Source organism: Eubacterium uniforme, assembly GCF_900167115.1.
GTDB classification, from domain to species: Bacteria; Bacillota; Clostridia; order Lachnospirales; family Lachnospiraceae; genus Eubacterium_S; species Eubacterium_S uniforme.
Map to the genome: position 1 here is coordinate 35,773 of NZ_FUXZ01000008.1, position 20,932 is coordinate 56,704.

The following is a 20,932-nucleotide window of genomic DNA, read 5'->3' on the forward strand; positions in this document are numbered from 1 at the left end:
TTTCTTTCTATATATGAATTAATTTATTCACTTAATTATATCAGACTTATTATAGAAAATTTGAAGCTAAATGTATATTTAGTAGATAATCTTATTTAATTACTATAGTTTTTAAAATCAGATATAAACATAAAATCACAATTTGCGTTATTTGCTGTGTTATAATCCTTTTCTTCGTCCCCAACTAGAAGAATCTGTTTCACATCCACCTCGCATTTGCTGGCTATATACTCAATTCCAGCCTTGTTCGGCTTACGATATCCGCAAGTTTTTGATGATACATACAGATCAAACTCGTTCACGATTTCCGCTATGTCTTCCCTGAAAATATAATCAGGCATACCACTCGCCAAATCCGTAAGACACGCGACCTTGCACCCATGCGCCTTACAAGACTTTATAAGGTTCTTTGTGTAATCAAAAATCACAGGTCTCAAGTTCATTCCATCGAAAAAATCTTGGATAATTTTTTTGATGAAGGAATCTATGTCTGAAGTATTATCTTTGTCGAATAATTTGTTTTCGCTTTCGTCTGAATTATTATCTTTGTCGAATTTTTTATTTTCGCTTTCGTCTGAATCATTTATATCAAAATTATGTTTATTATCTTTAGGAAAAACTTGCTCATATATTTGTTTATTTGCATTCCAAGATTTCAGAATTTCCTTAAACATATCTTCCGGATCAATTTCAATCTCTCGCTTCGTAATTCGAGGGTTGTAGGACTTCAATATCTCAACCGCTTTACTAATTTCTTCCTCAGACAAATTTAACTTATTGATTTCATTGACATGTCTAAATGCTTCCGGATAATACTCACTCCAGTTAAGCGGCATCCCAACATACTCCATTAATGTCCCACCCAAATCAAACACTATAACTTTATACTTATCAAATAAACTCATATTTCGTTCCCTCTAATAAGACCTGATTTATTCTATTGATACATCCAATTGATATTTCAATTAAATATTTATATCTTTTATTATTAAAATTATTGTATCCTTTATTATTTAAATATTGATATCTTTTATTATTTAGATTTTTACATCTTTCTATTTTAAATAATATTTAATCATTTCTTTAACATTTGCTGTATTTAATGGATGCTTTTTTGTTTCCTTAGTCAATATAAGTTTCTCTCCACTTCTGATTCCATTTTTCTCATAGGAATCCAACTTTATAAGAAACTTATTCAAGTAATCCTCATCATCAAGCAAACCTAGATGTTCCCAATAGTACTCTTTTCTATTCTTTACATTCAAAACCGTAAAGTCTGGATGAACGACCTTATTGCCAACCTTTAGAGGCTTCTCATAATGATACGGAATCTTCGCAAAATACAAAGCATCTGCAATAATAACTTCAGACTTTGATCTAACTATTTCACCACGTTGTGTTTCATATCCAACCAAACCGGATTCAAGTTTCTTAGCTACAAAAGTTTGCTCTTGCCATTTCTTTGCATACTCTTCATCCGTCATGACAATCGGCGTAACTAACTTTTTCCTACCCTCTACCAGTTTATCATAAACCTGCTCATAAGTAATCTCCGGCATAGTTTTGAAAAATCGTTCTATGCACTTTATTTCTTCTTCGATTGATTTAACAACTTGCTTTTCATAGTCGCGTTGAGCTATAGATTTTGCAATGGAGAGGTTGGATTTGGTTATGTATTTTAGATTTTGAGGGTTGCCTTTTTTGTAGACTACATACTGAATGAAATTATTTCTTTTTTCAGTTTTTAAACAGTTATCTTGTTCATAACTCCTCTTTTTTAATTCAACCAAAATCTTCTCGAGATATTCTTTCTTTTTCCTAAAATATAAGAAAATATTCATTCCCTCAAATCCAGCTATCTCTTTTGTTTCTTTATTAATATTATTACCCATAATATATCCTTTCTTTTGTTTATATTATTATTTTCAATTTAGGATTTTATATTATAGGTTAGCACGTATAGTGCAATTATATACATTGCACATCAAAAAGTAAATATCTTTTTGTCATTTTATCTATTTTTATTCCAGGTCTATTCTTACTTTTTACACTTTTTTCATTCAAAGGTAAGACTGCCACAAACCTCCACTCATCATTAGCAAGTTGCTTTTTCTTACTTTTCACGCTTTTTCAGTCAAAAGTAAGACTGCCACAAACCTCCACTCATCATTAGCAAGTTACTTTTTCTTACTTTTTACTCTTTTTCAATCAAAAGTAAGAATACCTCAGGCCTCTACTCATCATTAGCAAGTTGCTTTTTCTTACTTTTCATGCTTTTTCAGTCAAAAGTAAGAATACCACAAACCTCCACTCATCATTAGCAAGTTGCTTTTTCTTACTTTTCACGCTTTTTCAGTCAAAAGTAAGACTGCCACAACCTTCCACATACAAAAGCAACTTGGACCTCACAGAACTACAAACCCCAAACCATACACAGCTCAGCCCCACTACAAAGGGCGATTTTCCTTTATTCCTCGGGTCCGTTGCTCGTTAAATAAAAAAACGCCACCGGCAAGTAAACTTGCCATTACACCTCAAAAAAATAAGGCGCCGCATGCAAGCATGCGCGCCTTATTTTTATCCAACTCGCTTATTGCGACTATTCATATCTCTTTCTAGCAACATATGAAGTATGAAGTGTATGGTGAGCTTTTTCACTACCATATTCACCAAAGTACTCTTCATAAAGAGCCTTGATTACTGGTGATTCATGTGACATACGAAGTTCCATAGCCTTATCAGCATCGTAAAGAACTTTAGCACGGAGAGCCTTAACATCAACAGTATCACGAACATACTGAGGAACTACTGGCTGACCACCACCAGTTACACAACCACCTGGACAACCCATGATTTCGATGAATCCCCATCCTTCTGGGTTACCAGCAGCAACTTTTTCCATAACTTCCTTAGCAGCCTTAGCACCTGAAGCTACACAAAGCTTAAGGTCTGTACCACCAACATTAACTGTTGCTTCTTTGATACTTTCAGTACCACGAACTGCTTCAAGTTCGATAGCTTCTGTAGCGCCATTTAACCAAGCGTTAGCTGTACGAACAGCAGCTTCCATAACACCACCTGTAGCACCGAAGATAACAGCAGCACCTGTATCAATACCTAATGGTGAATCAAATTCACTGTCAGGTAACTTAGTGAAGTCAACACCAAGTCTGTCTAACATACGACCAAGTTCTCTTGTTGTGATAGCGATGTCAACATCTGGATAACCTGAAGCTGACTGATCTTCTCTACCAATTTCGAACTTCTTAGCTGTACAAGGCATAACTGAAACTGAAACGATATCCTTAGGATCAATGCCCATCTTTTCAGCATAATATGTCTTAAATACTGCACCAGCCATCTGCTGTGGTGACTTACATGTTGAAAGGTGTGGAAGTAAGTCTGGATAATAGAATTCACAGAACTTAACCCATCCTGGTGAACATGATGTTACCATTGGAAGTGTTCCACCATTCTTAATTCTTTCAACTAATTCGTTAGCTTCCTCAACGATTGTTAAGTCAGCTGAGAAGTCTGTATCGAATACCTTATCGAAACCTAACATTCTAAGACCTGTTACCATCTTACCTTCTACGTTAGTACCGATTGGGTAACCGAAGCATTCGCCAAGACCAGCTCTAACTGATGGAGCTGTCTGAACGATAACATACTTATCAGGATCATTAAGAGCATCCCAAACTTTATCTGTATCATCTTTCTCTGTAAGAGCACCTGTAGGACAAACTGTTGTACACTGTCCACATGAGATACAAGGTGTCTCATTAAGAGAAATTCTAAATGGCTGACCGATTGATGTATCGAAACCTCTATCGTTAGGACCAATTACACTTACGTACTGTTCCTTACAGATAGCTACACATCTTCTACAAAGGATACACTTATTGTTATCTCTTACAAGATGTGGAGTTGAGAAGTCAAGTTCATATTCTGGCTTTTCACCTTCGAACTTCTTCTGGTCTACGCCGTAATCATAACATAATTTCTGAAGTTCACAGTTCTGTGATCTTGTACATGAAAGACAGCTCATATCATGAACTGATAACATAAGTTCAAGTGTTGTCTTTCTAGCTTTCTGAATAGCTTCTGTATTTGTCTTAACTTCCATACCTTCTGATACTGGATATACACAAGCTGTTACCTGACGAAATCCTCTGCCTTCGTTAGCTTCAACTACACAGATACGGCAAGCACCGATTTCGTTGATTTCTTTCATAAAACATAATGTAGGAATTTCAATACCTACTGAACGTGCAGCGTCCAAAATTGTTGAGCCCTTTGGAGCACTGACATCGATTCCGTTAATTTTTAAATTTACCATTTCCATTATCTTATGCTCCTTTCTTACTGCTTGCTGATGGCTTTTGGTTTACAGTTAGCCATACAAGCGCCACACTTGATACATTTATCCTGCTGAATTTCGAATGCAGGAAGCTTCTTACCTGGTGCGATGTAATCTGTCTTAACGATTGTAGAAACTGGACAGTTTCTAGCACACATACCACAACCTACGCACTTATCTTTATCGATAACGAACTGAAGGAGTGACTTACATACACCTGCTGGACACTTCTTCTCATTAACGTGAGCTTCATACTCATGTCTGAAGAACTTAAGTGTAGCAAGAACTGGGTTAGGAGCTGTCTGTCCAAGACCACATGCAGAGTTAGCCTTGATGTAGTAACATAACTGTTCCATATCATCAATATCCTGCATTGTTCCCTTACCCTCTGTAATCTTTGTAAGGAGTTCTAAAAGTCTCTTAGTACCGATACGACATGGAGTACACTTACCACATGATTCATCTACTGTAAATTCAAGGAAGAATTTAGCAATATCAACCATACATGTGTCTTCATCCATAACGATAAGACCACCTGAACCCATCATACAACCGATAGCTGTAAGGTTATCATAGTCAATCTCTGTATCGATAAGGCTTGCTGGGATACATCCACCTGATGGACCACCTGTCTGAGCAGCCTTGAATTCTTTACCATTAGGGATACCGCCACCGATATCATAAATGATTTCTCTAAGAGTTGTTCCCATAGGAACTTCTACGAGACCTGTATGCTTAATCTTTCCACCAAGAGCAAATACCTTAGTACCCTTTGATCTTTCTGTACCCATTGATGCGAACCAGTCAGCACCCTTAAGTAAGATCTGTGGAACGTTAGCAAATGTTTCAACGTTATTTTCAACTGTTGGCTTACCGAAAAGACCCTTAACTGCTGGGAATGGTGGTCTTGGCTTTGGCTCACCTCTGTTACCTTCGATAGATGTCATAAGAGCTGTCTCTTCACCACATACGAAAGCACCGGCACCAAGACGGATCTCTAAGTCAAAATCGAAACCTGAACCAAAGATGTCTTTACCTAAAAGACCATATTCTCTAGCCTGATCGATAGCAATCTGAAGTCTATGTACAGCGATAGGATACTCAGCACGAACATAAACAAAACCTTTAGTTGCGCCTACTGCGTAACCACAAATTGTCATAGCTTCAACGATACAATGAGGATCACCCTCTAATACTGAACGGTCCATGAACGCACCTGGGTCACCTTCGTCAGCGTTACATACAACGTACTTCTGGTCTGCTTTATTTGGTGCACAAAGTGACCACTTAACGCCAGTAGGGAATCCACCGCCGCCTCGACCACGAAGACCTGATTTCTTAACTTCTTCGATAACGTCTTCTGGTGACATCTCAGTAAGAACCTTACCAAGTGCTGCGTAACCATCCATAGCAATATATTCTTCAATATTTTCTGGATCAATAACACCACAGTTTCTAAGAGCTACACGGTGCTGTGTCTTATAGAAGTCTGTATCTGAAAGTGAAACACCACCTTCTAACTCTTCCTTAGGTGTTGAAGTTTCATCATAAACAAGGCGGTCAACAACACGACCTTTGAGCAAATGTTCTTCAACGATTTCAGCTACATCTTCAGGCTTAACCTGGCTATAGAATGTACCTTCTGGGTATACGATAACAACCGGACCTAAAGCACATAAACCGAAACAACCTGTTTGTACGAGCTTAACTTCACCTTCAAGATCAAATTTAGTAAGATTTTCCTTGAAAGCTTCTTGAATCTTTTTACTACCTGAAGAGGTACAGCCTGTACCGCCACAGATAAGAACTTGTGAACGTATCATACAAATTTACCTCCAAATTATAATTCACCCTGATCGAGTGTATAGTCAGTGAGAACTTTGCCGCCCTGAAGATGAGCTTCAGCAACTTCTCTAGCTTTTTCTGCTGTCATTTTTACATATGTAACTTTTTCTTTACCTGCTTCAAATACTTCAACAACAGGTTCATACTGACAGATACCAATGCAACCTGTCTGTGAAACAGTTACTTTGTCGGATAATCCAAGCTCATTAACACTTTCAACAAGTGCGCTAAGTACTGGACGAGCGCCAGCTGCGATACCACATGTAGCCATACCAACAACTACACGGATTTCATTACTTCCTTCACGAAGAACAACTTTATTCTGCATCTTCTCTTTAATTGCTTGGAGTTCAGCTAATGATTTCATATTAAATCCATCCTTCCTTATTTCAATTAATCACTGAATATTTTTGTAAAATCATCATTCAGCTTCAACATATTGTTCCTTCAAAAAATCCTCAATCCACTTGATAACTTCATATTCACCAAGTGAAACTCCACCTAATACTTCTCTAAGCTCTCTTGTATCAAGCTTAATCTCTTTTCCATCCACCTTGTGAATGAACAAAAAGTCTGTATCAGGATGCCCCTGAATCAGTGTAGTGATTGAGGAAATCACATCACCAAGGGGTGTAAAATCTATATGATTTTTATTAAATTTTGCAACAACCTTCGTACCATGATTATCAGGATAATCTTTAGCAGTTCTAGATTCAACCTCTAGGCAACCACCAGTCTGTTCCGCAGCAAGCTTTAGAAGCGGAACTCCCAACCCAACCTTTCTTGTGGTACGAGTCGTATAAAATGGATCAACCACGGATTTAACAACTTCCTCACTCATTCCACATCCATCATCTATGAAAGATAAAGTGAAATTATCACCCTCTTCCTCAATTAGAATCTGTGTGAGTGTTGCTCCCGCCTTAACGGAATTCTCCGCAACGTCCAAAATATTTAAAGATAATTCTTTCATAATGTTTCACCTCTCAAAACTTTAAAGAGATTAGAAACTATATCCTGTTCTGTTGTAAGACCATCTGGTAATTCGATGCAGTTTTGTGCATCCCGCATCATATTAAGATAGTGTGCGTCTGAATTGACTAAAATAATCTTATCCCCTAGATTATATTTATCTTTATAAGTGATTATGCTTCCACTTAAATTAAATTCAACGCACTTAAAGTTTGGGGATTCCGGTAATGTTCCAAGTACTGAAACAACGCCATTTGACTTTCTATCAATATGCGCCGGAAAGCATACTCCATCAAACTCCTCCACATAATCTTTAACATTTTCATATGATATATCTGTTGCATTTGGTAAATAATACTCTTCCTGCCCGATTTCTTCATCCATACCGTTAAGAATTTGCTGCTTACCGAATATATCGACCTTATTTTTAACTAAGATTCTATGCTTTTGCAAATCCTCATCAAATGCCATCGCCCTTTCTAATGTTTCAAAAAGACAAACAACATGAATATCCTCACTTGTCGTAAGTTCCATGCCCGCAATCGGTACGATTTCATAACGCCTTGCCGCTTCAAAAAAAGCAGGACAATTCTTAGTGCTGTTGTGGTCTGTAAGTGCAACTATATCTAGGTTACACAACTTAGCCATACCAGCTATGTTATTTGGCGTATTATCGTCATCACCACAAGGTGATAAACAGGAATGTAAATGCAAATCGTAATAATACTTACTCATCAATCTTTCCACTAATCGCAAGAGCCGTTTCATATGATGGCAGTTTAGTCGATAAAACATTGACCATCTTAGCCATGGCCGTTTCAACTAAATCCTCTGAAAGTTCAACACCTTCAGATAAAATCACACATGAGCAATCACTTAATGATGCAACTGCAAGAGTATTTACATTCGTCATAATTGTAATCCATGCATTTCCCTCACTTGCTCTTCCCATAACCCATGATAAAAGATCACCTATATATGCACCCTTCACCACTCTGTCAGGTTCTGGCATTGCTAAAACATCAAATCCGCACTCCTGTGCTAACTCACTTACTGTCATCTTCACTAACTCCCTTGATTATACAAGAGCTAATATCAGCTCTTCCTCTTATAATATCCTCAGCAAATGCTCTACAACTTGGAGCACCGCATGCGCCACAATCAATTCCCGGAAGGGAACTTCTAAGGTCTCTTATATCAGCCATCATTCTCATAGACTCAGCTAAATTATCCGAAAGCCTTGCTATTGGCGCGTACTTTGGAAGTTCATTAAACAAATAAGAATCCGGAATATATTGATCCTTGTCCTTATCAAGAGTATTTCTTGAAACTGGAAGACCACGTCTAAGTGATCTTAGTCTTGCTTTTGCAATAAATGGATTTTGAACAGTTAAAACACCGCCCACACATCCACCAGGACAAGCATTAAGCTCGATAAACTCAAGCTGTGAAATATTTCCATTTTCAACCTGATCTAGAACTCTCATGACATTCTCTATGCCATCCGCAGCCAGATATTTTTCTGAAAAAATTGCTGTAGCCTCACCGCCTGACGACGCCCAGGACAACCCTATAATACCCGTTTCACAAAGACTCTTGATATCGCTACCATACTTCATTTCATCAATCAGTTTAAAATAGATATCACTAATTGAAACCACCACGTCAACCTTACTCTTATAATCAGCAAATCCGTTCTTTACGTAACTAACCTTTGCAGGGCAAGGTGTTATAAAACAAACTCCAATATCTTCATCCTTAAGTTCAGGATGTTCCTTCATAGCCTTCTCTCTTGCGAGATTAGCAGCAACTTCCATAGGTGGAAGCATGTGAATGATATTAGAATTAAGTGATGGATATCGTAGTTCTATAAGTCTTACAATAACCGGGCAGGCAGATGAAATCACAGGCCTTGTAATACCATCTGTCTTAAGGTATAACCTTGTGTACGCCGAAACTAGTTCAGCCGCTTTTGAAACCTCAAATACATCATCGAATCCAATTTTTAATAACCCGTCTAAAACATAATCAATATCATCAAGATTTTCAAACTGACCATACAACGTAGGTGCAGGTAGTGCGATTTTATATTTGAATTTATCCATTTCTTCAAACTTTGATGATACCGCCTTCTTCGCTTGGTGAGGACAATTTCTTATACACTCACCACAGTCTATGCATCTCGTATCATTAATCACTGCGTGACCATCTTGAATACGAATTGCTTCAGTAGGACAATGCTTCAAACAAGTTGTGCAGCCGGTGCATTTGCTAAGATCCAGCAGCACTGAATGTTGATAATTATTCATAATCCTTCTCTTTATGCTATATTGATCTTCATTGTAACTGTCGTTCCAACGTCCACTACAGAATCGATATGCATCTCATCCGAATATCTCTTCATATTTGGAAGCCCCATTCCGGCGCCAAATCCAAGAGACCTTGTGGTATCAGAAGCAGTTGAAAACCCTTCCTGCATAGCCTGTTCAATATCTTTAATTCCAGGACCTTTATCTGCGAGAATAATCTCAATACAGTCTTCATAAACCTTCACGTCAGCTGTGCCGCCTTTAGCGTGAATAACCATATTGATTTCTCCCTCATACATCGAGATGGAAACTCTCTTTATAATTTCAGGAGATAGTCCCAATTGTCTTAAGTTATTTTTTATAACCACGCTGGCCTGTCCGGCAGATGAAAAATCATCACCGTCTATATCAAAATGATATACCAGCATTGGCTCATTCGCTACTTTTTCCTGTAAGCCCATTCGTATATAGTATTCCACAAGCCTCGTACAATCTCTTTTTCGTTCTCATGATGACTATGCCATTAGCTCTAGCGAGTTCAAGCATCTCCTCTGTAGGTAATTTTGAACGAACAAATACGATACAAACCATATCCATCATGGTTGCAGTTCTTACAACCTGTGGATTAACAAGTCCTGTAAGTAAAACTCCCTGGTCTTTAACATAAGCTAAAACATCGCTCATAAGATCGCATCCGCAAGCGGAATATACAGGATGTGATAAATTCTCCTCGCAGCATAGAACCTCAGCATCCAATAATGTTTTTAATTCTTCAATTATCATAAATTTAACCTTCTCCACCTAAGCTATTAACTAACCCTGATACTTAGCTAAGATACCTGGGATATCATCAGCTGTAAGTTTACCATAAACTTCATCATTAACTGTAAGTACTGGGCCAAGACCACAAGCACCTATACAACGACAAGCTGTAAGTGAGAACTTACCATCAGCTGTACATTCTTCAAGTCCAATTCCAAGTTCTTCTTCAAGCTTGTCAACAAGACTCTGAGCGCCCTTAACATAACAAGCTGTACCAAGACATACTGAAATGTTGTATTCTCCCTTTGGTGTAAGAGAAAACTGAGCATAGAATGAAGCTACACCGAATACCTTCTCAAGAGGTACATCCATACCTTCAGCAATCATAAGCTGAACTTCTTTTGGAAGATAACCGTAGATTTCCTGTGCTTCCTGCATAACAGCCATAAGACGGCTCTTGTCACTCTTGTTAGCTTCGATTACAGCTTTTAATTTTTCTTCCTGTTCTGGAGTACCATTGAAAGGCAAACTGCTAATTTTCTTTTTCATTAGTACTGCTCCTCCTTCATTTTATTCTTTTGACTTTTTATTAATATCCTCTTGTTGTTGGATTATTATTCATTGTTATATAACCATTAGATTTCTTTATCATCATGTGAACTAATAATGCCACATGTCTTATTGATAAAATTTTAACAATAAAAAAGCCCGTGAAAACTCACCTAAACAATATTTTAACATAATTTCAAAGCGTTGTAAAAACCTTATTTTTACAAGCAAAAAGCGCATTTTTAGGCTAGAAAAATCATGTCATTTTCGTTTGATTTTTCTTAATCCAAAATGCGCTTATTGATAAAAATTATTGATATATTTTATTCAATTTTTAAAAATTTTTGTATTTTCGTTATAGTTTTTGATTATAATTTTCTATCTTACCGTCCTCAATAAGTATAACACTTTAGGCGTTAATGATATTTATTATCTATAAATATCATTAATTTGTCTTATCACTCTATGTTCAAAATTTCTTTAGTTTTCTTAATTGTATCTGCATCAGGCGCTGTTACTCCTTCTAATCTATACTTGATTCCAAGTTTCTCATATGTTGGAACACCCATTCTATGATAAGGTAACACTTCTACCCTTTCCACTGTTTTAAGAGTATCGATAAATTCAGCAAGTTTCTTAACATCACCTTCATCATCAGTAAGCCCTGGTACCAAAACATATCTAATCCACATAGCCTTATCATTATCTGAAAGATAAGTAGCCATATCCAATATGTTTTTGTTAGAGAACCCGGTTAAATCCTTATGTTTTTCATCATCAATCTGCTTTATATCAAGCATAAACAGATCTGTTACTTCACAAAGCTTTTTAAACTTCTCAAACCACTCTCCATCATTCATGTATGGATTACCTGAAGTATCAAGAGTAGTATGCACGCCCTCCTTCTTTGCAAGCGTAAATAATTCAATAATAAAATCAATCTGCAAAAGTGCCTCGCCACCACTCACAGTGATTCCACCGCCGTTCTTCCAATATGGTTTGTATCTAAGCGCCTGCTTAAAGATTTCTTCCGGTGTAACTACTTTGTATGAACAGAGAGAATCATTAGAATTTGTATCTTCTTTCTCTGCTTCTATACTCTCTTCTGAAGAGTCCCCATTCAATTCACTAGGAATCTTCCAAGTTTCAGGATTATGACAATATTTACATCTCATCTTACAACCTTGCATAAATACTACAAATCTTACACCTGGTCCATCTACTGCTCCAAAACTTTCTATTGAATGTACATATCCTTTTATCATATTAAAAATCTCCATTATTCCTAGTCATTATTAAATCACCACAACCTATAACTACTTTATTATGACTATAATTCTTCAGTCTTATATGTATAATATCCTTCATAAAAATAACTATTATCTATCCCCTTCATAAACACTTCTCTATTATTAACTTCATTTGTAAGAGCCTGTCTTAATATTTCCTTTATTTCCAAATCCTTTATCGGACTTCTCTCCATAGCCATAAGATAATCTTCTTTATCAACTCTACTCCAATCAACAACTTGACCTAGTTCTTCTTTAAAAATATGATCTAACCATATACGCATACTTCTTCCATTTCCTTCTCGAAATGGATGTGCAATATTCATCTCAACATATTTTTCAACAATTTCTTCGAAAGAAGATTGTGGCATATTCTCTATATTATTTAAAGCAACATCTAAATATACCAAAGGTGCAAACCTAAAGTTTCCCTTTGCCATATTTACATCTCTAATTTTACCAGCAAATTCATAAATATCTTCAAACAAAAATTGATGTATATACTTCAGTGTATCTACCGTTCCTGGTTTTTTATCACACAATACCTCTTCCATATATAACTTCAGCGCTTTCTTTTTAGTAATTTTTTCCTCTTCTCGTGCTAATTCTGAAGAAACCTTTATTCCCAATTTATTATCTAATGTCATTTTTTCTCCTAACTATCAAATACTAAAATATAGTATAATTCTACCACATATTATCACTTATTCCTACGCCTATAAATCACCCTCGTAAACTCTATATCATCACCAGCGCTTTCTCCAATTTCAACATCAAAATCCTCCTTGTTAAAATCTGGAAAAAACACATCACCATTCTCAATATATGTTTTAACCTCAGTAATATACATTACATCAACATACGGCATAGCCTCCTTATAAAGGCCGTACCCGCCAGCTATGAAAACCTTCTCATCACCCGCAAGGTCAATGGCCTCCTTAACCGAACCGACAGTCGCAAGATTCTCCCCCTCAAACACCTTATTATTCGAAACAACAATAGTCTTTCTGTTTGGTAAAGCTCTTCCAATCTCTTCAAAAGATCTACGTCCCATGACCACAACATTACCAATAGTTAACTCTTTAAACTGAGCCTGCTCGCCCTTGATTTTCCAAGGAATCTTGCCATCCTTACCAATGACATTGTTAATGGAACGCGCCGCAATAATACCAACCATAAGTGAACCTCACTTTCTAAAATGCTTTGGAAATCTTTCTTCCTACAATCACGCCAATAACACAACAAGTACAACTAAGCACCATGTACAAACCTCCAGCAAATACCCTCTTCTCATCAAACATATTTACCGTCTCAAGCGAGAATGTAGAAAATGTCGTAAATCCTCCACACACGCCAGTTTTCAAAAACAACATAGCCTCGTCGGAAACATTTTCATGATTATCCGCAAGCCCAACAACAAATCCAATCAAAATGGCACCAAGAATATTCGTCACCAATGTAAGAATAGGAAAATCAGACTTAACTGGAAGCAAACTTATCGCATACCTTGCCATCGCACCAAATGCGCCACCAAGCGCAACATATATAAATTTCATGTTATACCTCACTAATAATCTCAATGTAGTAATTATATCGCATGTATTGTTGATATGCAAAAGAAGAGGACATTAATCCTCTTCTTAAATATCAGGTTTATTTATGATACTTTGCTTTATGATTAGCTAAAGTTTTACCTGATTTACTCTTTGTGGCTTTCGAAGTTGACTTAGTAGCTAATTTTTTTGCTGCTGCACCAACTTTGCCACCATGATGTACTGCCATAGCACTTTACCTCCTTCTGAATTTCTCCTTGTCAGAAATAAAATACTTTGGTATCATTAATTTGAGTTTATGATCAAGTATTTTACTTGACAAGGGATTGCTGGAATTATCATTCCAGCTTTTTCTATATAAATACCGAAAACTATTTTTCCAGTATTTTCTTTATATATTTTCTAACTCCGTCCTCCGTTTCTATATTATATTTCTCATCAATACGCTTAAAGTAATCTTTCATACTATTTTTACTTATAAGAACATTTGATGGTATTCCATCATCATATCCTAATCTAGCTTCAATCCAAGGAGTTTCAGAATGTGTTATTCTTTCTAATGTTTTTGCACTATAAACGCCAAATGTATTAATGACTAAATCTATTATTTCTTTCTCATTTATATCAAGTTCACTTTCAGTATTTTCAAATATTACAAATCTATCATCTTCTATAGGGTTATATTTAAAATCTTTAAATATATCATATACTTCTCTAAATACTGGTCCATGTTCCCAGGCTTTACATTCTTCTTTTACCATTTCTTTTCCATATATAGCTAAATTAAATCCCTGAATAAAATATAATATTTTTTGTAAAGCTAACGGTGTTATCTCCTCCATTTTTTCAAAAATGTATGATATAACATTCAGCATTTTTTTCGATACTGAAAATAAATCTCGCATTTCTTTTGCCGCCTCATATGCTTTTTTATATGCTGTTTCCGCAATTTTATCTTTATTTTCTTCAAGTTTATCCATCATATATTTCGGTGATGCCAATACTTTTTTTATAACATCTGAATATTCCTTTGAGGGTACTTGCCCCATCAAATATCTAGTAATCGTTATTTCACCAAATCCTAACGCTATAGATAAAGGTGCTTTACCAATTTTATATATATTAATAACCTTTTCTATATCTTCAATCGAAACTATCCCCTCTATCTTTCTATATTGCTCATCGATTTCCTTTATATTTTTGTCCATCAACCCATGAACATCCATTTTCATTCCACATTCTTCACAAAATGCCTCTGTTATTTCAAATGTATATTCTTTATCTTTAATAAGTTTTTTAACATACTGCTTTCTTAAAGAGTAATAGCATTCCTTCCTGCATTCTATGCAAAAATCTTTCCTCTCACTCATAGTATTTCTCCTTCATTTTATCCTACCAAAAACTACTAAAAACAATACCTAAGCGGATATTGTTGTTTATGGAACGAAATAATTATAACATAATTATTTCCCAATTTATTAAACTTTATATATAATGGTACAATAACTTCTTCACTCCCATATCTTTCCAATAATTTAACTTCTTTACCAAATATATATAAAATTTCATTTTCCCTCCCTTCTTTTTCATTTCTAACTTTCTCCGAGAAGTCTTTTATATTCAAATCAAAAATAATACTTTTTATTTTTTTACTATCTATAACATAATCATCTATCAATTTTTTGTTTTCTGTTCTATTATCATTTAAAGAAAGTGTATATCTTCCCCTTTTTATCAATTCTCTTACATCATAAAGATATCTTTCAATTTCTTCTTCTGTAACATTCAATCATTTTCGCCTCCCTTTGATAGTTTTTTTATATTTTTCTATCATTATACGCAAATGATAGAGTTTTGTCAATATCCTATCATTTGACAACAGGCAAATAAATAAAGAGGATGTACAATCCTCTTTATTACCATCATTTCGTCCTAAGTCTGCATCCCTGCAAACTACTTTCAATATAATTATTCCTTCTCAAAAATCTTACTTAATTCTTTTTCCATCTGACCAATTACATTAACGACCAATGCGTTACCCATCATAAACCTTCTCTTATTAAGTGGCATTTCAACAACTTTATTACCTACAATAACATCCTTAGTCCAATCAGTTGGAAATCCCTGAATTCTCTCCGTTTCTGCTGCAGTAAGCAATCTAATTCTTCCTGTCTTCTTATCTTTTACGATATGAGTTGTTCTACTAAATCCACCTTCTGATGTAAGCATTGTTCTTGCTGGTTTATCGTAATCATCAATCATAGGAATTGCACCTTCTGAAAAGATATACTCATGACCATTTCCTGCTTTTCTAGGCAACTTCTTTGCACCCTTTAAATACTGCCATGTCTGTCTCTGTTCAACAGATAATCTTTCAAGCGTTTCATCACTATGTGTTATTTCTGGATATGTATAATATAATTTTTCCTCTGGAATAAAATATAATTCCTCAACATCTCCTTCATCCATAACATCACCTAATGTAACAACATCACCATGATAATTTGGAACAATTTTATAACTGTAAATTATTCCATCCTTCATAATTCCTGCATTTTCAAATCCAAAAGAAAATGTATCTGACAACTCACCTAAACCTGTTGGCAACTCTATAATTTTTATCTTGTTTCTTCTAGTCACGATACTTTATATTGGCTCTATATCGTGCTATCGTGTCTAGATATTGTGGTGAAATTCCACTCATTCTACGTAATTTTATTTTTTCTAAAAGTTTTTGCAACCAAATTGCAACCATCATTATTTATATATAGCAATCACTTCAACCTTCAAAACAGGACCATCCACACAAATACTTTCTAGCCCTTTTTTTGAATCCTCATCCATTCCTCTTCTAACTGCACGCGGAAGTTTAATAAAATCTTTTAGTGGATTAAATACCTCCACCTTTTCCTTGTTCATAACTCCAATTACTTTACATAACATAAACACATCTTGTTCCGTATATTCTTCTAACTCTGGATATGATTCAAAAAGACAATTTGTATTCAACTTGCCAGATATAACAACATCTTCATCCTCAACCAAGAATGGAATGTCCGCCGATGCCTTCCCTAAAAAAGCTTCAAGGATTTCTTTTTCATCATCACTACTTGTTTGAATCTGACTTGTAATTAAAGGCATAAAAGCTTGCGCAACGCTATACATATCAAACTGTTCAGGTATTTCAAATCTACCATCAAATCGTATAATGCACATCTTTGGGAGACTTTTTAAATCATAACCTGAATTCAACACAAAATCAAAATATTCGCTTGCTTCTAACTTTTCCAAATCTTTTTCAAATCTATCATAGTCATTAAATACATCTTTTTCATAACTTCTTTTTTCTTCAGTTTCTGTCCCAGCATTTAAGTTCAGTGAAGGCAAACCTATACTTCCCCCTTTGGCTCTCTTTGTATTTACTTCCATCGGTCTATTAACAAAATCTTTGTCAATCTGTTTTAAATATGAATACAGTTTTTCTTCATCTAAATATACAAAACTTCTAAACATTTACCATTCCCCCAACAAACAATAGTTTCCTCTAACATCATTTTTCCTTAAGGCAAATCTCATAAAAAGAATTAGCTAAAGCCGTCTTTTTAATATGTTTTTTTGTCTCTTTTATTTTGCCAATATTCATGTTTTCTAGTTTTTCCCTTTGTTCCTTGTAAACACTAGTATTTCTAATTGAATTGTATACTCGATCGTCAGCATAGCTCTCGCCAAAAGGAATTTCTATCAATCCCATTCTTTCCAAGTTATCAAGTGCTACAGCAATGTCATCATATGAAAAACAAGTAATCCATGAGATATTATATATATGATTATCATTTCCTTTATCAGTTCTAATCGACAAATCTATTAACGGAGTAAGAGATGATTTGAAAATACCATCAAGGATTAGCGCTTCTCGGGGCGCCATCTGCTTTATCAACTCAACAAATGCAGGGTGAACCTTGTCTTTTTCATCAACATTCATTGCTTTTGCCAGAAGATTAGCATACATATTTCTCAGTTCTTCGCTATCCATAGAGTACGAAATGGCTTGCAAAGCAGGCACTGCAACGTATGCTTCTGGAGTAACTATCTTATTATAATCTATATTTCTAAGCTTTATTTCTAGCAACTTTTCAGTCTCTGCCAAACTATACTCTCGTTCAGCAATCCATTTTCTAAGTGGAACTAACGCAGCATTAATAGTCTTCGGCAATAATGATAGAGTCTTCCCAGACTCTTGTACCGCTGGTTTCAAACCATCATCATACAATTCAGGAACCGTCTTTATAGCCTCGCCTGTTCCTTCTAATAATTTGTTTACACCTGTCTCCATTTTTCCTCCAAATACCAACATACACTTTTTTATCTGATATTTACTATCCTCTTCGCATACTCATAAATTCGCTTCAAAGCATTTTCATCAACATCATCAACTACATTGCCTGCGACTTTCGAGAATCCATTATATGTACTAAATCCAAGCAAATACACAGCTAGTGCCATTGCCAAGTTTTCATCATCTGTATCCATCTCCTCAGCAATTCTACGAAGCTCGCTCATTACAGAATCATGTGGTACTTTGACATCTTCTCCACCTTCATTGACAACCTTCTCTATAACCTTTGGGAGAACCATGCACATCTTATAAAACGCATCCTCCTGTCCTGTTACAAGAGCATAAAACTGATCTAAACTGACTCTACGAATCTTTTTATGCGAAACGCTCTTTCCATCAACAGTAGTGGCCCACTTAATGTTCTGAGATTTCTTTGCAATTGCTTCAACTAAAAAGCATGCGCAATCGTCATCATCTAATAACTGGCTCTGCATCTTAATATATGTTTTGCCAGCTGCAGCAGAGTTCATGGTGTTATGCTTATTTTTCATTTCTACATAAACAGTATGAACAATATCCCCTTCCGGAAGCGTTATTCCTTCAGGCACTTGAAATATAACATCCCAACCACCTTCTGTTCCGTTATCAGGAACATGGCAATTATTTATATACTGAAAAATACGCTGATGAAAATATCCGATGTCATTATTGTTAGATTTGTCTCTTTGCCTAAAAATCTCATTTCCAACGATTTCATCCCATGATGTCTGATATACAGTTTTATCGAATATCATCTTAATCGGATCAACAATGTTCTTGTTAAAACGTACAATGTCAAACGACTCCAGCTTCTCCCCGTATTTATCAATCGTATCTTTTACATGATTAGTAAAATCTTTCTCTGAAATAAAAGATAATTCCCAACTCATTAGTCCTCTGCTCCTTCCAATGCTTCATATATCATATTTGCTACTTCATATCCAAGATTAACCGGAACTGCATTTCCTACCTGCTTATATTGTGACATAACCTTCCCACAGAACTCCCAGCTATCTGGGAAAGATTGACACCTTGCGTTCTCTCTTACAGTGAAAGGTCTTGCCTCTAAAGGATGACACCTTTCCGTTTGCTTCTGCGACGGTGAAGTAAGTACCGTTAATGAAGGCTCGTCCATAGATAACCGCCTTAAAATTCCTGTTCTTCCACCTTCCATATCCCAACAACTCTTCATGTATGCTTTCGCCAATTCTGGGTCTATATCTCTCCAATATCCACCGGCCGGTACGAGTTCAAAAAGCTTACGCTTATTCTCTCCATATGACACACCTATACTCTCCGGGACATTTTCTAAGATATCTCTTAGCACTGGTTTATAGTCATGTGCCTCTGGGAATTCGAATGTTATTTTTTCCATTAAGTCCTTACGAATACCTATCGTGATAAGACGTTCTCTCTTTTGTGCAACTCCATAGTCCCAAGCATTCAAAACCTGCTTTTGAATGTCATATCCTGCATTTTCAAAAATTTCAAGCATGGTCTGATAGGTCTTTCCATGGTCATGCGTCAACAGTCCTCTAACATTTTCAAACAAAAACATCTTTGGCTGTAATTTTTCCAAAAAAATCGCATAGTGATAAAACAAAGTTCCTCTTGCATCTTCAAGTCCCAATCTTTTACCTGCGTATGAAAATGCCTGACATGGCGCTCCACCGGACAGTAAATCTAATTCACCTTTCTTGATTCCAAAGTAATCTTCTAAATCCAATTTAGAGATATTAGCTATATCGTCACAAATAACTCTCCAATTGGGACGATTCTTCTTTAATGTGTCGCAAGCATCTCTATCAAATTCAATCAATCCGATTGTATTAAAGCCAGCTTCTTCCACACCTAATGCTAACCCACCAGCACCTGCAAATAACTCTATTGTCGAAAACTTTTTTTCTTTAACTGGGTACACTATATTGTAAAATGTATTTTGCATATTCCTTCTAATGCGGCGAGGATCATCTGGTTTTTCTGTATTATCAGGGATTAACCAAGTATTTCCCTTTAAAACAGCACCTTCTATTCTTCCTTCACCACACAAACGAGTAATTCTTCTTCTAGAAATGCTCCATTTTTCGGCCATTTCAGTAGTTGTTGCAAAACTCATATTTACCTCCAATTAATAAAAACATACGTTTATATTATATTCCCTTTGCGGTACATTTTCAACACTTTCTGAACTCATTTTTAAATCGGACAATTATTCTACAAAGCGTTGATTTTATTGGTTTTGTTGTACTCATCATTTCATCCTATTATGTAATTCGGGTTTATTTAATTCTTTAAGTATATCTTCTGTCTTCACATTCTTGTTTTTCATCTCCAGATATTCCTCAAACTTGATTTCAAAATCAAATGTTAATCACGGTGATAAAATGTACATAAATCACGCTCAAAAAATGTACATCCAACTTCTAAAAGTGTATGATATTTTTCATAGACTTTTGGAAGTCTTAAAGCATGAATGGAGATAAATGGATGAGCATTAGAAGTGATTACAAAAAAGGAATGTCCTATGTTGATATTACAAAAAAATATAACATAGCTAGACGTACTGCAAAAAATATTGTATTGCTGAAACAAAACCAGAATATACATATACAAAACCAAAGAAAAAATAGAAGAACATTTCAATATAAAAATTGGATATACAACTGTTCAAGAATACGTAAAAAATGTAAAAGCTGATTATAATAAGCAGGCTACAGTAAGATTTGAAACCATACCTGGAATTCAAAGACAAGTTGATTGGGGGGTGAAAACTATAAAGTATATGACGAAGATGGTAACAAGAAAAAACTTTATTGTTTTTTGATGATTTTAGGCTATTCACGTATGAAAATAACCTTTTAAAGTTAATATTATTCATATTATCTCTATTATTCAATAAAAAGGTATCAAAATGCCCC

Annotated in this window: 24 protein-coding genes; all 24 read right to left on the reverse strand. The window is 35.5% G+C overall.

From position 1 onward, the window contains the following. Nucleotides 1-95 precede the first annotated feature (95 nt). Nucleotides 96-905: an HAD family hydrolase gene (locus B5D16_RS06900; protein WP_078766265.1), complete on the reverse strand. Its 810-nt coding sequence runs from the start codon at nt 903-905 to the stop codon at nt 96-98. Nucleotides 906-1,055: 150 nt separating this feature from the next. Then, nucleotides 1,056-1,892 carry a hypothetical protein gene (locus B5D16_RS06905; protein ID WP_078766266.1) on the reverse strand — a complete coding sequence of 279 codons (837 nt, stop codon included), beginning with the start codon at nt 1,890-1,892 and terminating at the stop codon, nt 1,056-1,058. A 707-nt stretch (nt 1,893-2,599) separates the two neighbouring features. Next, nucleotides 2,600-4,345, reverse strand: a complete 1,746-nt coding sequence (locus B5D16_RS06910; protein WP_078766267.1) for an NADH-dependent [FeFe] hydrogenase, group A6 — start codon at nt 4,343-4,345, stop codon at nt 2,600-2,602. 17 nt (nt 4,346-4,362) lie between these two features. Continuing rightward, on the reverse strand, nt 4,363-6,183 hold the full coding sequence (gene nuoF / locus B5D16_RS06915) for an NADH-quinone oxidoreductase subunit NuoF (protein WP_078766268.1): 1,821 nt from the start codon (nt 6,181-6,183) through the stop codon (nt 4,363-4,365). Between the two features lie 17 nt (nt 6,184-6,200). After that, nucleotides 6,201-6,572 (reverse strand): (2Fe-2S) ferredoxin domain-containing protein, encoded by a 372-nt coding sequence (locus tag B5D16_RS06920; protein WP_078766269.1) that lies wholly within the window; start codon nt 6,570-6,572, stop codon nt 6,201-6,203. A 54-nt stretch (nt 6,573-6,626) separates the two neighbouring features. Continuing rightward, nucleotides 6,627-7,178, reverse strand: a complete 552-nt coding sequence (locus B5D16_RS06925; RefSeq protein WP_479723672.1) for an ATP-binding protein — start codon at nt 7,176-7,178, stop codon at nt 6,627-6,629. Continuing rightward, complete coding sequence (locus B5D16_RS06930) at nt 7,175-7,912, reverse strand: PHP domain-containing protein (RefSeq protein WP_078766271.1); 738 nt, start codon at nt 7,910-7,912, stop codon at nt 7,175-7,177. Before B5D16_RS06930 ends, B5D16_RS06925 begins: the two co-directional genes overlap by 4 nt. Further along, entirely contained in the window at nt 7,905-8,237 is a 333-nt protein-coding gene (locus B5D16_RS06935) for a DRTGG domain-containing protein (protein ID WP_078766272.1), read from the reverse strand. Before B5D16_RS06935 ends, B5D16_RS06930 begins: the two co-directional genes overlap by 8 nt. Then, entirely contained in the window at nt 8,224-9,486 is a 1,263-nt protein-coding gene (locus B5D16_RS06940; RefSeq protein ID WP_078766273.1) for a [Fe-Fe] hydrogenase large subunit C-terminal domain-containing protein, read from the reverse strand. Before B5D16_RS06940 ends, B5D16_RS06935 begins: the two co-directional genes overlap by 14 nt. A gap of 11 nt (nt 9,487-9,497) precedes the next feature. After that, on the reverse strand, nt 9,498-9,947 hold the full coding sequence (locus B5D16_RS06945; protein ID WP_242943007.1) for an ATP-binding protein: 450 nt from the start codon (nt 9,945-9,947) through the stop codon (nt 9,498-9,500). Further along, entirely contained in the window at nt 9,919-10,269 is a 351-nt protein-coding gene (locus B5D16_RS06950; protein WP_078766274.1) for a hypothetical protein, read from the reverse strand. The genes B5D16_RS06945 and B5D16_RS06950 overlap by 29 nt, the downstream gene beginning before the upstream one ends. Nucleotides 10,270-10,299: 30 nt before the next feature. Further along, a complete protein-coding gene (locus tag B5D16_RS06955) occupies nt 10,300-10,797 on the reverse strand; it encodes an NADH-quinone oxidoreductase subunit NuoE family protein (protein ID WP_078766275.1) in 498 nt (165 codons plus the stop codon). Between the two features lie 458 nt (nt 10,798-11,255). Then, nucleotides 11,256-12,062, reverse strand: coding sequence for a radical SAM protein (locus B5D16_RS06960; RefSeq protein WP_242943008.1), 807 nt, complete (start codon nt 12,060-12,062; stop codon nt 11,256-11,258). A gap of 65 nt (nt 12,063-12,127) precedes the next feature. Then, nucleotides 12,128-12,733, reverse strand: coding sequence for a protein adenylyltransferase Fic (gene fic / locus B5D16_RS06965; protein ID WP_078766277.1), 606 nt, complete (start codon nt 12,731-12,733; stop codon nt 12,128-12,130). A 53-nt stretch (nt 12,734-12,786) separates the two neighbouring features. Further along, nucleotides 12,787-13,263 carry a dihydrofolate reductase gene (locus tag B5D16_RS06970; RefSeq protein WP_078766278.1) on the reverse strand — a complete coding sequence of 159 codons (477 nt, stop codon included), beginning with the start codon at nt 13,261-13,263 and terminating at the stop codon, nt 12,787-12,789. Nucleotides 13,264-13,279: 16 nt separating this feature from the next. Continuing rightward, entirely contained in the window at nt 13,280-13,642 is a 363-nt protein-coding gene (gene crcB, locus B5D16_RS06975) for a fluoride efflux transporter CrcB (RefSeq protein WP_078766279.1), read from the reverse strand. A 97-nt stretch (nt 13,643-13,739) separates the two neighbouring features. Continuing rightward, nucleotides 13,740-13,868, reverse strand: coding sequence for a hypothetical protein (locus B5D16_RS12725; RefSeq protein WP_278286359.1), 129 nt, complete (start codon nt 13,866-13,868; stop codon nt 13,740-13,742). A gap of 142 nt (nt 13,869-14,010) precedes the next feature. Next, the gene (locus B5D16_RS06980; protein WP_078766280.1) at nt 14,011-15,009 is read right to left on the reverse strand and encodes a type II toxin-antitoxin system antitoxin SocA domain-containing protein; all 999 of its coding nucleotides are present in this window, start codon (nt 15,007-15,009) and stop codon (nt 14,011-14,013) included. 35 nt (nt 15,010-15,044) lie between these two features. Further along, nucleotides 15,045-15,428, reverse strand: a complete 384-nt coding sequence (locus tag B5D16_RS06985; protein WP_078766281.1) for a hypothetical protein — start codon at nt 15,426-15,428, stop codon at nt 15,045-15,047. A gap of 179 nt (nt 15,429-15,607) precedes the next feature. Beyond that, on the reverse strand, nt 15,608-16,279 hold the full coding sequence (locus B5D16_RS06990) for a DNA cytosine methyltransferase (protein WP_242943009.1): 672 nt from the start codon (nt 16,277-16,279) through the stop codon (nt 15,608-15,610). Between the two features lie 117 nt (nt 16,280-16,396). Next, nucleotides 16,397-17,152, reverse strand: coding sequence for a DUF6414 family protein (locus tag B5D16_RS06995; RefSeq protein WP_078766282.1), 756 nt, complete (start codon nt 17,150-17,152; stop codon nt 16,397-16,399). A gap of 37 nt (nt 17,153-17,189) precedes the next feature. Beyond that, the gene (locus B5D16_RS07000; protein ID WP_159444321.1) at nt 17,190-17,972 is read right to left on the reverse strand and encodes a DUF4393 domain-containing protein; all 783 of its coding nucleotides are present in this window, start codon (nt 17,970-17,972) and stop codon (nt 17,190-17,192) included. Between the two features lie 29 nt (nt 17,973-18,001). Then, nucleotides 18,002-18,904 (reverse strand): Eco47II family restriction endonuclease, encoded by a 903-nt coding sequence (locus tag B5D16_RS07005; protein WP_078766284.1) that lies wholly within the window; start codon nt 18,902-18,904, stop codon nt 18,002-18,004. After that, nucleotides 18,904-20,130, reverse strand: coding sequence for a DNA cytosine methyltransferase (locus B5D16_RS07010; RefSeq protein WP_341465202.1), 1,227 nt, complete (start codon nt 20,128-20,130; stop codon nt 18,904-18,906). Before B5D16_RS07010 ends, B5D16_RS07005 begins: the two co-directional genes overlap by 1 nt. Nucleotides 20,131-20,932 lie beyond the last annotated feature (802 nt).

What these genes read in the sequence shown, in the direction of transcription:
- B5D16_RS06900 (WP_078766265.1), bottom strand. Translation starts at nt 905, where the DNA reads ATGAGTTTATTTGATAAGTATAAAGTTATAGTGTTTGATTTGGGTGGG.
- B5D16_RS06905 (WP_078766266.1), bottom strand. Translation starts at nt 1,892, where the DNA reads ATGGGTAATAATATTAATAAAGAAACAAAAGAGATAGCTGGATTTGAG.
- B5D16_RS06910 (WP_078766267.1), bottom strand. Translation starts at nt 4,345, where the DNA reads ATGGAAATGGTAAATTTAAAAATTAACGGAATCGATGTCAGTGCTCCA.
- nuoF (WP_078766268.1), bottom strand. Translation starts at nt 6,183, where the DNA reads ATGATACGTTCACAAGTTCTTATCTGTGGCGGTACAGGCTGTACCTCT.
- B5D16_RS06920 (WP_078766269.1), bottom strand. Translation starts at nt 6,572, where the DNA reads ATGAAATCATTAGCTGAACTCCAAGCAATTAAAGAGAAGATGCAGAAT.
- B5D16_RS06925 (WP_479723672.1), bottom strand. Translation starts at nt 7,178, where the DNA reads ATGAAAGAATTATCTTTAAATATTTTGGACGTTGCGGAGAATTCCGTT.
- B5D16_RS06930 (WP_078766271.1), bottom strand. Translation starts at nt 7,912, where the DNA reads ATGAGTAAGTATTATTACGATTTGCATTTACATTCCTGTTTATCACCT.
- B5D16_RS06935 (WP_078766272.1), bottom strand. Translation starts at nt 8,237, where the DNA reads ATGACAGTAAGTGAGTTAGCACAGGAGTGCGGATTTGATGTTTTAGCA.
- B5D16_RS06940 (WP_078766273.1), bottom strand. Translation starts at nt 9,486, where the DNA reads ATGAATAATTATCAACATTCAGTGCTGCTGGATCTTAGCAAATGCACC.
- B5D16_RS06945 (WP_242943007.1), bottom strand. Translation starts at nt 9,947, where the DNA reads ATGGGCTTACAGGAAAAAGTAGCGAATGAGCCAATGCTGGTATATCAT.
- B5D16_RS06950 (WP_078766274.1), bottom strand. Translation starts at nt 10,269, where the DNA reads ATGATAATTGAAGAATTAAAAACATTATTGGATGCTGAGGTTCTATGC.
- B5D16_RS06955 (WP_078766275.1), bottom strand. Translation starts at nt 10,797, where the DNA reads ATGAAAAAGAAAATTAGCAGTTTGCCTTTCAATGGTACTCCAGAACAG.
- B5D16_RS06960 (WP_242943008.1), bottom strand. Translation starts at nt 12,062, where the DNA reads ATGATAAAAGGATATGTACATTCAATAGAAAGTTTTGGAGCAGTAGAT.
- fic (WP_078766277.1), bottom strand. Translation starts at nt 12,733, where the DNA reads ATGACATTAGATAATAAATTGGGAATAAAGGTTTCTTCAGAATTAGCA.
- B5D16_RS06970 (WP_078766278.1), bottom strand. Translation starts at nt 13,263, where the DNA reads ATGGTTGGTATTATTGCGGCGCGTTCCATTAACAATGTCATTGGTAAG.
- crcB (WP_078766279.1), bottom strand. Translation starts at nt 13,642, where the DNA reads ATGAAATTTATATATGTTGCGCTTGGTGGCGCATTTGGTGCGATGGCA.
- B5D16_RS12725 (WP_278286359.1), bottom strand. Translation starts at nt 13,868, where the DNA reads ATGGCAGTACATCATGGTGGCAAAGTTGGTGCAGCAGCAAAAAAATTA.
- B5D16_RS06980 (WP_078766280.1), bottom strand. Translation starts at nt 15,009, where the DNA reads ATGAGTGAGAGGAAAGATTTTTGCATAGAATGCAGGAAGGAATGCTAT.
- B5D16_RS06995 (WP_078766282.1), bottom strand. Translation starts at nt 17,152, where the DNA reads ATGTTTAGAAGTTTTGTATATTTAGATGAAGAAAAACTGTATTCATAT.
- B5D16_RS07000 (WP_159444321.1), bottom strand. Translation starts at nt 17,972, where the DNA reads ATGGAGACAGGTGTAAACAAATTATTAGAAGGAACAGGCGAGGCTATA.
- B5D16_RS07005 (WP_078766284.1), bottom strand. Translation starts at nt 18,904, where the DNA reads ATGAGTTGGGAATTATCTTTTATTTCAGAGAAAGATTTTACTAATCAT.
- B5D16_RS07010 (WP_341465202.1), bottom strand. Translation starts at nt 20,130, where the DNA reads ATGAGTTTTGCAACAACTACTGAAATGGCCGAAAAATGGAGCATTTCT.